The organism is Streptomyces umbrinus (assembly GCF_030817415.1).
Classification (GTDB): Bacteria; Actinomycetota; Actinomycetes; order Streptomycetales; family Streptomycetaceae; genus Streptomyces; species Streptomyces umbrinus_A.
On the sequence record NZ_JAUSZI010000002.1, the window covers coordinates 9,006,980 to 9,019,634 of the forward strand.

5 protein-coding genes, 3 rRNA genes and 1 pseudogene are annotated in these 12,655 nt (G+C 65.0%); 8 read left to right on the top strand and 1 reads right to left on the bottom strand.

Features of this window, described 5'->3' with window-relative positions:
• The first annotated feature begins 151 nt into the window (after nucleotides 1–151).
• From QF035_RS39820 to QF035_RS39845, 6 genes and pseudogenes are all read left to right on the top strand, one after another.
• Entirely contained in the window at nucleotides 152–793 is a 642-nt protein-coding gene (locus tag QF035_RS39820) for a DNA-3-methyladenine glycosylase (protein ID WP_307526053.1), read from the top strand.
• Between the two features lie 543 nt (nucleotides 794–1,336).
• Nucleotides 1,337–2,866 (top strand): 16S ribosomal RNA (locus QF035_RS39825).
• A 317-nt stretch (nucleotides 2,867–3,183) separates the two neighbouring features.
• Nucleotides 3,184–6,307 (top strand): 23S ribosomal RNA (locus QF035_RS39830).
• Nucleotides 6,308–6,413: 106 nt separating this feature from the next.
• A 5S ribosomal RNA gene (gene rrf / locus QF035_RS39835) occupies nucleotides 6,414–6,530 on the top strand.
• Together the 16S, 23S and 5S rRNA genes form the textbook arrangement of a ribosomal RNA operon.
• Nucleotides 6,531–6,885: 355 nt before the next feature.
• Nucleotides 6,886–7,626: pseudogene (locus QF035_RS39840) on the top strand (hypothetical protein); the annotation flags it as partial.
• Nucleotides 7,627–8,103: 477 nt separating this feature from the next.
• Entirely contained in the window at nucleotides 8,104–8,943 is an 840-nt protein-coding gene (locus QF035_RS39845; RefSeq protein WP_307531768.1) for a hypothetical protein, read from the top strand.
• Between the two features lie 90 nt (nucleotides 8,944–9,033).
• Here QF035_RS39845 and QF035_RS39850 read toward each other — a convergent pair whose 3' ends face one another.
• On the bottom strand, nucleotides 9,034–10,323 hold the full coding sequence (locus tag QF035_RS39850) for a DUF1015 domain-containing protein (RefSeq protein WP_307526055.1): 1,290 nt from the start codon (nucleotides 10,321–10,323) through the stop codon (nucleotides 9,034–9,036).
• 72 nt (nucleotides 10,324–10,395) lie between these two features.
• On the opposite strand from QF035_RS39850, the gene QF035_RS39855 reads away from it, so the two are divergent.
• Together QF035_RS39855 and QF035_RS39860 are read left to right on the top strand one after the other, a co-directional pair.
• A complete protein-coding gene (locus tag QF035_RS39855; protein ID WP_307526057.1) occupies nucleotides 10,396–11,424 on the top strand; it encodes an HAD hydrolase-like protein in 1,029 nt (342 codons plus the stop codon).
• Between the two features lie 135 nt (nucleotides 11,425–11,559).
• The gene (locus QF035_RS39860; protein ID WP_307526058.1) at nucleotides 11,560–12,603 is read left to right on the top strand and encodes a FecCD family ABC transporter permease; all 1,044 of its coding nucleotides are present in this window, start codon (nucleotides 11,560–11,562) and stop codon (nucleotides 12,601–12,603) included.
• The last annotated feature ends 52 nt before the right edge of the window (nucleotides 12,604–12,655 follow it).

Here is a 12,655-nt window from a genome sequence, read left to right on the forward strand (position 1 = left end):
GCAACGCCCCGTTGTTGTTCTGTCCGGATCGGATCCTTGATCCATACAAACGCGATCCAGCCGTGTCCGGTTCCGCGCACTCACCCTGGCAAGACGCACGCTCCCTGACCACCCCGTACGCAGTCACACCTCTGTACTACGCTCGTACGCCATGATCGCGGCCCCTGACCGTACGCCCCTCACCCGGGAGTTCTTCGACCGACCCGTACTGGAGGTCGCCCCAGACCTCCTGGGGCGCGTGCTCGTGCGCACCACCCCGGACGGTCCGATCGAACTCCGCCTCACGGAGGTCGAGGCGTACGACGGTCCGAACGACCCCGGCTCCCACGCCTATCGCGGCCGCACGGCCCGCAACGGCGTGATGTTCGGTCCGCCCGGGTACGTCTACGTCTACTTCACCTACGGCATGTGGCACTGCATGAACCTGGTGTGCGGCCCGGAGGACAGGGCGAGCGCGGTCCTGCTCCGCGCCGGCGAGATCACCGAAGGCGCCGAACTGGCACGCAAACGTCGACTTTCGGCCCGATATGACAGAGAACTGGCCAAAGGCCCGGCCCGCCTGGCCACGGCCCTGGGGATCGACCGGGCTCTCGACGGTACGGACGCATGCGCCACCGAGGGTTCACCCCTGGGCCTTCTCACGGGCACTCCGGTGCCCTCCGACCAGGTACGCAACGGTCCACGCACCGGTGTGTCCGGCGACGGAGGCGTTCACCCGTGGCGCTACTGGGTCGACAACGACCCGACGGTGAGCCCTTATCGGGCCCATACCCCCCGTCGTCGCCGAACTTGACTCTCCCCTGGGCGGTCCGTAATGTAGCCCGAGCCGCTGAACCGGGTACGGCGTTCAGTCAGCAGTCGGAAGCGGCCAACCCACTACCTACGACTTCCTCTGACCGAGGGCGAATTCGGCGTGCCTGCATGCCTGAATTCAAGCTTGCGGAACTCGATTATGAGTTGCTGAGGGAATCGGCTAACGTAGTGAATGTCGAAAGGCCGCGAGGCCAAAAGGCAAATCCCACCGACTGGGAATCACGGCCCGAAACGGTCTGATAGAGTCGGAAACGCAAGACCGAAGGGAAGCCCGGAGGAAAGCCCGAGAGGGTGAGTACGAAGGAAGCGTCCGTTCCTTGAGAACTCAACAGCGTGCCAAAAATCAACGCCAGATATGTTGATACCCCGTCCACCATGTCATGTGGTGGGTGGAGGTTCCTTTGAAAAAGTCCTGCCGGGCATTTTGTTTCGGCAGGCGCACAGCGAGGACGTTGTGAACAGTCGGGCTTATTCCGCCCGGTTGTTCCGCTCTCGTGGTGTTACGCCGGATTACCGGCAGACATTCACGGAGAGTTTGATCCTGGCTCAGGACGAACGCTGGCGGCGTGCTTAACACATGCAAGTCGAACGATGAAGCCCTTCGGGGTGGATTAGTGGCGAACGGGTGAGTAACACGTGGGCAATCTGCCCTTCACTCTGGGACAAGCCCTGGAAACGGGGTCTAATACCGGATAACACTCCTACAGGCATCTGTGGGGGTTGAAAGCTCCGGCGGTGAAGGATGAGCCCGCGGCCTATCAGCTTGTTGGTGAGGTAGAAGCTCACCAAGGCGACGACGGGTAGCCGGCCTGAGAGGGCGACCGGCCACACTGGGACTGAGACACGGCCCAGACTCCTACGGGAGGCAGCAGTGGGGAATATTGCACAATGGGCGAAAGCCTGATGCAGCGACGCCGCGTGAGGGATGACGGCCTTCGGGTTGTAAACCTCTTTCAGCAGGGAAGAAGCGAAAGTGACGGTACCTGCAGAAGAAGCGCCGGCTAACTACGTGCCAGCAGCCGCGGTAATACGTAGGGCGCAAGCGTTGTCCGGAATTATTGGGCGTAAAGAGCTCGTAGGCGGTCTGTCACGTCGGATGTGAAAGCCCGGGGCTTAACCCCGGGTCTGCATTCGATACGGGCAGACTAGAGTGTGGTAGGGGAGATCGGAATTCCTGGTGTAGCGGTGAAATGCGCAGATATCAGGAGGAACACCGGTGGCGAAGGCGGATCTCTGGGCCATTACTGACGCTGAGGAGCGAAAGCGTGGGGAGCGAACAGGATTAGATACCCTGGTAGTCCACGCCGTAAACGGTGGGAACTAGGTGTTGGCGACATTCCACGTCGTCGGTGCCGCAGCTAACGCATTAAGTTCCCCGCCTGGGGAGTACGGCCGCAAGGCTAAAACTCAAAGGAATTGACGGGGGCCCGCACAAGCAGCGGAGCATGTGGCTTAATTCGACGCAACGCGAAGAACCTTACCAAGGCTTGACATCGCCCGGAAAGCATCAGAGATGGTGCCCCCCTTGTGGTCGGGTGACAGGTGGTGCATGGCTGTCGTCAGCTCGTGTCGTGAGATGTTGGGTTAAGTCCCGCAACGAGCGCAACCCTTGTTCTGTGTTGCCAGCACGTCCCTTCGGGGATGGTGGGGACTCACAGGAGACTGCCGGGGTCAACTCGGAGGAAGGTGGGGACGACGTCAAGTCATCATGCCCCTTATGTCTTGGGCTGCACACGTGCTACAATGGCAGGTACAATGAGCTGCGATGTCGCAAGGCGGAGCGAATCTCAAAAAGCCTGTCTCAGTTCGGATTGGGGTCTGCAACTCGACCCCATGAAGTCGGAGTTGCTAGTAATCGCAGATCAGCATTGCTGCGGTGAATACGTTCCCGGGCCTTGTACACACCGCCCGTCACGTCACGAAAGTCGGTAACACCCGAAGCCGGTGGCCCAACCCCCTTGTGGGGAGGGAGCTGTCGAAGGTGGGACTGGCGATTGGGACGAAGTCGTAACAAGGTAGCCGTACCGGAAGGTGCGGCTGGATCACCTCCTTTCTAAGGAGCACTTCTTGGCTGACAGGCTCTGCCTGCCGGTCCAGAGGCCAGTACATCGGCGAATGTCTGATGCTGGTTGCTCATGGGTGGAACGTTGATTATTCGGCACTCTCAGTCATCTCGGGCTGCAAGTACTGTCCTTCGGGGCGTGGAAAGCTGATCACGGGTGGCGAGGGTGTTGGGCACGCTGTTGGGTGTCTGAAGGTATGGCCGCAAGGTCTGTCTTCAGTGCCGGCCCCGGTAAAAATCTGCTTCGGCGGGTTGTGACGGGTGGTTGGTCGTTGTTTGAGAACTGCACAGTGGACGCGAGCATCTGTGGCCAAGTTTTTAAGGGCGCACGGTGGATGCCTTGGTACCAGGAACCGATGAAGGACGTGGGAGGCCACGATAGTCCCCGGGGAGCCGTCAACCAGGCTTTGATCCGGGGGTTTCCGAATGGGGAAACCCGGCAGTCGTCATGGGCTGTCACCCACATCTGAACACATAGGGTGTGTGGAGGGAACGCGGGGAAGTGAAACATCTCAGTACCCGCAGGAAGAGAAAACAACCGTGATTCCGGGAGTAGTGGCGAGCGAAACCGGATGAGGCCAAACCGTATACGTGTGAGACCCGGCAGGGGTTGCGTGTACGGGGTTGTGGGATCTCTCTTTCACAGTCTGCCGGCTGTGAGACGAGTCAGAAACCGTTGGTGTAGGCGAAGGACATGCGAAAGGTCCGGCGTAGAGGGTAAGACCCCCGTAGTCGAAACATCAACGGCTCGTTTGAGAGACACCCAAGTAGCACGGGGCCCGAGAAATCCCGTGTGAATCTGGCGGGACCACCCGCTAAGCCTAAATATTCCCTGGTGACCGATAGCGGATAGTACCGTGAGGGAATGGTGAAAAGTACCGCGGGAGCGGAGTGAAATAGTACCTGAAACCGTGTGCCTACAAGCCGTGGGAGCGTCGCTGTATGTGCTTGCACATACAGTCGTGACTGCGTGCCTTTTGAAGAATGAGCCTGCGAGTTTGCGGTGTGTTGCGAGGTTAACCCGTGTGGGGAAGCCGTAGCGAAAGCGAGTCCGAACAGGGCGGTTTAGTAGCGCGCTCAAGACCCGAAGCGGAGTGATCTAGCCATGGGCAGGTTGAAGCGGCTGTAAGAGGTCGTGGAGGACCGAACCCACCAGGGTTGAAAACCTGGGGGATGACCTGTGGTTAGGGGTGAAAGGCCAATCAAACTCCGTGATAGCTGGTTCTCCCCGAAATGCATTTAGGTGCAGCGTCGTGTGTTTCTTGCCGGAGGTAGAGCACTGGATAGGCGATGGGCCCTACCGGGTTACTGACCTTAGCCAAACTCCGAATGCCGGTAAGTGAGAGCACGGCAGTGAGACTGTGGGGGATAAGCTCCATGGTCGAGAGGGAAACAGCCCAGAGCATCGACTAAGGCCCCTAAGCGTACGCTAAGTGGGAAAGGATGTGGAGTCGCAGAGACAACCAGGAGGTTGGCTTAGAAGCAGCCACCCTTGAAAGAGTGCGTAATAGCTCACTGGTCTAGTGATTCCGCGCCGACAATGTAGCGGGGCTCAAGCGTACCGCCGAAGTCGTGTCATTTCAGCATATAGGGCCAACGCCCGCTGGGATGGGTAGGGGAGCGTCGTGTGCCGGGTGAAGCCGCAGCGGAAGCTAGTGGTGGACGGTTCACGAGTGAGAATGCAGGCATGAGTAGCGATACACACGTGAGAAACGTGTGCGCCGATTGACTAAGGGTTCCTGGGTCAAGCTGATCTGCCCAGGGTAAGTCGGGACCTAAGGCGAGGCCGACAGGCGTAGTCGATGGATAACCGGTTGATATTCCGGTACCCGCTGTGAAGCGTCAAACATTGAACCAGGCGATGCTAAGTCCGTGAAGCCGCCCTGGAGCCTTCGGGCAAAGGGGAGTGGTGGAGCCGACGGACCAGACCTGTAGTAGGTGAGTGATGGGGTGACGCAGGAAGGTAGTCCAGCCCGGGCGGTGGTTGTCCCGGGGTAAGGGTGTAGCCCGTGTGATAGGTAAATCCGTCGCACATTAAGGGTGAGACCTGATGCCGAGCCGATTGTGGTGAAGTGGATGATCCTATGCTGTCGAGAAAAGCCTCTAGCGAGTTTCATGGCGGCCCGTACCCTAAACCGACTCAGGTGGTCAGGTAGAGAATACCGAGGCGTTCGGGTGAACTATGGTTAAGGAACTCGGCAAAATGCCCCCGTAACTTCGGGAGAAGGGGGGCCATCACTGGTGATCGGATTTACTCCGTGAGCTGGGGGTGGCCGCAGAGACCAGCGAGAAGCGACTGTTTACTAAAAACACAGGTCCGTGCGAAGCCGTAAGGCGATGTATACGGACTGACGCCTGCCCGGTGCTGGAACGTTAAGGGGACCGGTTAGTGCACTTTCGGGTGTGCGAAGCTGAGAACTTAAGCGCCAGTAAACGGCGGTGGTAACTATAACCATCCTAAGGTAGCGAAATTCCTTGTCGGGTAAGTTCCGACCTGCACGAATGGCGTAACGACTTCTCGACTGTCTCAACCATAGGCCCGGTGAAATTGCACTACGAGTAAAGATGCTCGTTTCGCGCAGCAGGACGGAAAGACCCCGGGACCTTTACTACAGTTTGATATTGGTGTTCGGTTCGGCTTGTGTAGGATAGCTGGGAGACTGTGAAGCGGGCACGCCAGTGTCTGTGGAGTCGTCGTTGAAATACCAGTCTGGTCGTGCTGGATGTCTAACCTGGGTCCGTGATCCGGATCAGGGACAGTGTCTGATGGGTAGTTTAACTGGGGCGGTTGCCTCCTAAAGAGTAACGGAGGCGCCCAAAGGTTCCCTCAGCCTGGTTGGCAATCAGGTGTTGAGTGTAAGTGCACAAGGGAGCTTGACTGTGAGACCGACGGGTCGAGCAGGGACGAAAGTCGGGACTAGTGATCCGGCGGTGGCTTGTGGAAGCGCCGTCGCTCAACGGATAAAAGGTACCCCGGGGATAACAGGCTGATCTTCCCCAAGAGTCCATATCGACGGGATGGTTTGGCACCTCGATGTCGGCTCGTCGCATCCTGGGGCTGGAGTCGGTCCCAAGGGTTGGGCTGTTCGCCCATTAAAGCGGTACGCGAGCTGGGTTTAGAACGTCGTGAGACAGTTCGGTCCCTATCCGCTGTGCGCGTAGGAATATTGAGAAGGGCTGTCCCTAGTACGAGAGGACCGGGACGGACGAACCTCTGGTGTGCCAGTTGTCCTGCCAAGGGCATGGCTGGTTGGCTACGTTCGGGAGGGATAACCGCTGAAAGCATCTAAGCGGGAAGCCTGCTTCGAGATGAGTATTCCCACCAACTAGATTGGTTAAGGCTCCCAGTAGACGACTGGGTTGATAGGCCGGATGTGGAAGCCCCGTAAGGGGTGAAGCTGACTGGTACTAATAGGCCGAGGGCTTGTCCTCAGTTGCTCGCGTCCACTGTGTTAGTTCTGAGACAACGAACAGTTGTCGGCTTTTGAGCAGAACACCCAACTGAAAAGTGTGCTTGTTCGCTCGAAACCATTAGGGTTTCGGTGGTCATAGCGTGAGGGAAACGCCCGGTTACATTCCGAACCCGGAAGCTAAGCCTTACAGCGCCGATGGTACTGCAGGGGGGACCCTGTGGGAGAGTAGGACGCCGCCGAACAATATTTGGAGGACCTCTGGTCCCAGCGACTCGCTGGGACCAGAGGTCCTTTTTTGTTTTCCGAAGCGCGCTGGGTACCCGGCTGCGCGAGAATGACTTGCGGTACCGATGACAGGAGTCACCCATGTCCACCAACTCTCCCGACGAGCGACCGGAGCGCGACCAGCGACGCCGGGACAGTGGTGACCGGGGCGGGTACCGAGGGGGCCCGCGCCGCGACAACGACCGTAGCGGGAACGGCCGGCGTGACGACCGTCCCAGTGGGCCGAGCCGTGGCAGCAGCAGTGGCGGCGGCGACCGTGGCGGCTTCCGCCGTGACGACAACCGTGGTGGTAGCGGCAGCGGTGGCAGCAGTGATCGTGGTGGCTTCCGCCGCGATGACCGCCGCGATGACAACCGTGGTGGCAGCAGTGGCGGCGGATTCCGCGGGCGCGATGATCGTGACCGTGGTGGTCGTCCGCCGTTCCGGCGTGATGACCGTCCCAGTGGGCCGAGCCGTGACGACCGTGACCGCGGTGGGTTCCGTCGGGACGACGACCGTGGAGGCCGTCCGGCCTTCCGCCGTGACGACGAGCGGGGCGGCCCGCGTCGCGACGACAACCGCAGTGGCAGTGGCGGCAGCGACCGTGGTGGCTTCCGACGTGACGACCGTCGTGATGACAACCGCGGCGGCAGCAGCAGTGGCGGTGATCGTGGCGGCTTCCGGCGTGACGACAGCCGTGGTGGCAGCAGTGACCGTGGCGGTTTCCGTCGCGATGACAGCCGTGGTGGCCCTCGGCGTGATGGTGACCGTCCGCCCTTCCGACGTGACGACCGTCGTGATGACAACCGCGGCGGCAGCAGCAGTGGCGGCGACCGCGGTGGCTTCCGTCGTGACGACAACCGCAGTGGTGGCGGCGACCGTGGTGGGTTCCGGCGCGATGGCGATCGTCCGGCGTTCCGCCGTGACGACGACCGTGGTGGTCGTCCGCCGTTCCGGCGTGATGACCGTCCCAGTGGGCCGAGCCGTGACGGCCGTGACCGCGGTGGGTTCCGTCGGGACGACGACCGTGGAGGCCGTCCGGCCTTCCGCCGTGACGACGAGCGGGGCGGCCCGCGCCGCGACGACAACCGCAGTGGCAGTGGTGGCAGTGATCGTGGTGGCTTCCGCCGCGACGACAACCGCGGCGGCAGCGGTGGCGGCGACCGTGGCGGCTTCCGGCGCGACGACCGCAGGGACGACCGTCGCGACGGCGACCGTACTGGTTACGTCCGTCGCGATGATCGGCGTGACGATCGCCGCGATGACAACCGCGGCGGCAGTAGCGGCGGCGGCGACCATGGCGGCTTCCGGCGTGACGACAACCGTGCCGGTGGTAGTGGTGGCGGGTTCCGTGGGCGCGACGACCGTGGTGCGCGAGGCGGCGACGACCGTCGCGGCGGACCGCGTCGCGATGACAGCCGTGGCCGGCCCGGTGGCGGTGGCGGCGGGTTCCGCGGGCGGGACGACCGTGGTGGACGGGGCGGCGACGACCGTCGTGGCGGCGGGCGCTTCCGTGACGAGCGGGACCGCGACCGCGAGCCGATCAAGCGGCTGCCGATCCCGGACGACGTCACGGGCGAGGAGATCGACAAGGACGTACGGCAGGAGCTGCAGAGCCTGCCCAAGGGGCTTGCCGAGGACGTCTCCCGGAACCTGGTGATGGTGGCCAGGCTCATCGACGAGGACCCCGAGGGGGCGTACGGCTACTCCAGGGTCGCGCTGCGGCTGGCGTCGCGTGTCGCTGCCGTACGGGAGGCGGCCGGCTTCGCCGCGTACGCGAACCAGAAGTACAGCGAGGCGCTCGCCGAGTTCCGGGCCGCGCGGCGCATGACCGGCAACGTGGACCTGTGGCCCGTCATGGCGGACTGCGAGCGCGGTCTCGGGCGGCCCGAGAAGGCGCTCGACATGGCCGGGGCCCCCGAGGTGCAGAAGCTTGACAAGGCCGGCCAGGTCGAGATGCGGCTCGTGGCGGCCGGTGCGCGGCGGGACATGGACCAGCTCGACGCGGCCATCGTCACGCTGCAGAGCCCCGAGCTCGCCTCCAACTCCGTACAGCCCTGGACCGCGCGACTGCGGTACGCGTACGCCGACGCGCTGCTTGCGGCCGGGCGTGAGCGCGAGGCGCGTGAGTGGTTCGCCAAGGCCGTCGAGTCCGACAAGGACGGCAGCACCGACGCTTCGGACCGGCTCGCCGAGCTGGACGGTGTGGAGTTCGTCGACGCCCTCGTCGAGGACGACGGCGAAAGCGACACTGACAGCGACAGCGACGTCGAGGTCGTGAACTCCGAAGCTCCGGAGTCGGAGGCTGAGCCGGCCGAGGACAGCGTCGACGACGATGGCCTGGACGACGTGGACGACACGGACGGCGACGAGGGCGACCTGAAGGGCTGACAGCCCCGCAGGAGTCGTACGAGTACGGCTACTACGCGTCTTACGAGTACATGGGCGGGATCCCCTCGGGGGTCCCGCCCTTTCGTGTTTTCAGGGGACCAGGGTGCGCAGCACCAGGCCCGATGCCGGCTTCGGGCCGAATGACGTCGACTTGCGGGGCATCGTGACGCCCTGGCTCGCGAGGTCGCGTACGACCTCTTCGTGGACCGGGTGCATCAGGACGGCCGTGCCGCCGTCGCGTTCCGCCTTGTCGACCGTGGCGGCGGTGTCGTGGATGTAGGCGATGTGCTCCGGGACGTCGGGTATCTGCCACACGTGGTCGAGGAGCGTGGCGTGCAGGACCGTCGCGTCGAGGGTGCGCCACGTCTCGGGGCGGTCCGCCGGGATCGTACGGGCGAGCAGGTCCGGGGACGGACGGTCGACGAGGTGGAAGGTGCCGTCGCCCGCAAGGAGATATGCGTTTCCCTCGGCGGCCGCTACGGAAAGGGCCTCCAGAGCCCTGGAGAGCGGGCCGTCGACCGGGCGTACGCGGAAGCCGTCGCCGAGGGCCGCCAGGGCGTCGGCCACCGGGAGGCGGTGCAGGAGGCGGTGGATCGCGCGGACGCGGAGAGGGTAGCGGGCGGTGTCGACGAGGAGTACCAGCCCGAAGTCCCAGGGGCTGGGGGAGGGATGCTCCGCGCGTAGACGCAAGTACGTCGCCCAGCGGTGGTGGCCGTCGGCGATGAGGGCCTGGCGGTGGGCCAGGTCTGTCCGGATCTCGGCCAGGTGCGCGGGATCGGTCACGGCCCACAGGCGGTGGCTGAAGCCGTCCTCCGTGGTCGTGGACAGCAGGGGCGGGTGCTCGGCGGCGCGCTCTATGACAGCGGTCGTGCCGGAGGCGGCGCCGTTGCCGCGGTAGGTCAGCAGCAGGGGTTCGAGGTTCGCGGAGGTGGCGCGCATCAGGGCCGCGCGGTCCGCTACGACGTGCGGCATGACGTCCTCGTGGGGCAGGACCACGCCGTCCGACGCCTCCGACAGGCGCAGGGCGCCGATGATGCCTCGTTGCAGCATGCCGTCGCCGTGGCGTTGCTCGTAGACGTACAGACCCGGCACGGAGTCCGTCGTCAGGACGCCCTCGGACAGCCAGCGGTGCAGGGTGTCCGCGGCCTGCTCGTTGCGGACGCTGGGCGTGGTGGCCTGGGGGAGGATCAGCCGGACGATGTTGTGCGGGTCCGCCGATTCGAGATGCTGGAGACCGTCGGGCCGTACGACCACGTCGTACGGCGGGGACGTGACGGCGGAGAGGCTGCCGACCCGGTCGGGGTCGTAGCGCAGACCCCTGAACGGGGTCAGATCAAGGCCCATGCGTGCCGGTACGTCCGCGGGACCTGCAGTGTTCATTGGTGCATCGTAAGTGTGTCAGTGCCATGCGGGATGATCGGGGGAAAGGGATCGAACGAGGAGCGATGCGTAATGAGCCAGACCGTGAGGACGCGCCCCGAGGGCAGTGACCGGGCCCTGAGCGAGGCGTACGACACGGCGCTGCTCGACCTGGACGGGGTGGTGTACGCGGGCGGGAACGCGATCGCGTACGCGGTCGACTCGCTCGGCACGGCCCGCGCGGGCGGAACGCGTCTCGCGTACGTGACGAACAACGCGCTGCGGACGCCCGACACCGTCGCCGTTCACCTCACGGAGCTGGGGATACCGACCGAGGAGTCGGACGTCATCACTTCGGCGCAGGCGGTGGCCCGGCTGATCAGCGAGCAGGTGCCCCAGGGAGCGCGGGTGCTGGTGATCGGCGGGGAGGGGCTGCGGGTCGCGCTGCGCGAGCGCGGGCTCGAACCGGTCGAGTCGGCCGAGGACGGGCCGGTGGCGGTCGTGCAGGGGTACGGTGGGCCCGATCTGCCGTGGGGCCGCTTCGCGGAGGCCTGCTACGCCATCGCGCGCGGGGTGCCGTGGTTCGCGTCCAACACCGATCTGACGATCCCCAGCGCGCGCGGGATCGCCCCAGGCAACGGCGCGGCCGTGGAGGTCGTGCGGATCGCGACCGGCGCCGAGCCGCAGGTGGCGGGCAAGCCGTTGCCGCCGATGCACCGCGAGACGATCCTGCGGACCGGGGCGGAGCGGCCGCTGGTGGTGGGGGACCGGCTCGACACGGACATCGAGGGGGCGTTCAACGGCGAGGTGGACTCGCTGCTGGTGCTGACCGGCGTGACCGACGGGGCCCAGCTCCTCGCCGCGCCGCCGCAGCACCGGCCGACGTACGTCGACGCCGATCTGCGGGGGATGCTGACCGGGCAGCCGGAGGTCGTCGAGGCGGGCGAAGGGTTCCGCTGCGGGGGCTGGACGGCGACGGCCGGCACCGAGCGGCTGGAACTGGAGGGTGCGGGCGAGGCGATGGACGGGCTGCGGGCGCTGTGTGCCGCCGCCTGGACGGCTGCCGGGGACGGGGTGTGTGAGCTGGACGGGGGCAAGGCGCTGGCACGGCTGGGGCTTTGAGCGCGGGCCCGGCGGATCCCATGGGCCCTTCGGGCGGGGCCTTCGGCGGGGTCCCGGGGGGCCTCAGAAGGGCGGTTGCGCAGGTCACGGCGTACGGGATCGTGCCGCGTGGCGAGGGTAGGCTAACCTAACCGGGTGTTGGTCGACAGTCCCCCCGAACCGAGCGCGGAGACCGCCCCCCCGCCCCCAACCCGCCGGGCGATACGGGCCGCTGGGCTCTTCGTGTCCCTCGCCGTGCTGGTGCTCGTCGCCCTGGCGAGCATCGCGATCGGCGCAAAAGAGCTGTCGCTGGAGCAGGTCTGGCACGGACTGTTCGAGGACTCGGGAACGTACGGCGACGTCGTGGTGGGCGAGCGGCTGTCGCGTACGGTCCTCGGGCTGCTCGTCGGCGCCGCGCTCGGCCTCTCCGGGGCGGTCCTCCAGGCGCTGACCCGCAACCCGCTCGCCGACCCGGGGTTGCTGGGCATCAACGCCGGCGCGTCCGCCGCGGTTGTCACGGCCATCACCTTCTTCGGTGTCACCTCGCTGAGCGGCTATGTGTGGTTCGCCTTCGCGGGCGCGGCCGTCGTCGGGGCGCTCGTGTACTTCCTCGGCGGCAGCAGGGGTGCCACGCCGGTGCGGCTCGCGCTCGCCGGCACCGCGATCAGCGCCGCGCTCTACGGCTATCTGCAGGCCGTGATGATCACGGACGAGGCCGCGCTCAGCAAGATGCGCTTCTGGACGGTCGGTTCGCTGGCCTCGGCCACGAACTCGACCATCGAGCAAGTGCTGCCGTTCCTCGTGATCGGCACGGTCCTCGCGCTGGCGCTCGCCCGGCCGCTGAACGCCATGGCCATGGGCGACGACACCGCCCGCGCGCTCGGGGCGCATCTGAACCGCACCCGCGGGCTGTCCATGGCCGCCGCGACCGTGCTCTGCGGGGCCGCGACCGCCGCCTGCGGACCGATCGTCTTCGTCGGGCTGATGGTTCCGCACGTCGTACGGTCCTTCACCGGGCCCGACCTGCGGTGGATCCTGCCGTACGCCACCGTGCTGTCGCCGGTGCTGCTGCTGGGCGCCGATGTGATCGGTCGTATGGTCGCCCGGCCCGCGGAGCTCCAGGTCGGCATCGTCACCGCGATCCTTGGCGGGCCGGTCTTCATCTTTCTCGTACGACGGCGGAGGACGGCGCAGCTGTGAAGCCCCCACGCAATCAGGCCGGACACGATCGGGCAGGACAGGACCAGGCAGG

Coding starts and splice junctions, on each gene's coding strand:
- QF035_RS39820 (WP_307526053.1), top strand. CDS start 152: ATGATCGCGGCCCCTGACCGTACGCCCCTCACCCGGGAGTTCTTCGAC.
- QF035_RS39850 (WP_307526055.1), bottom strand. CDS start 10,323: ATGAACACTGCAGGTCCCGCGGACGTACCGGCACGCATGGGCCTTGAT.
- QF035_RS39855 (WP_307526057.1), top strand. CDS start 10,396: ATGAGCCAGACCGTGAGGACGCGCCCCGAGGGCAGTGACCGGGCCCTG.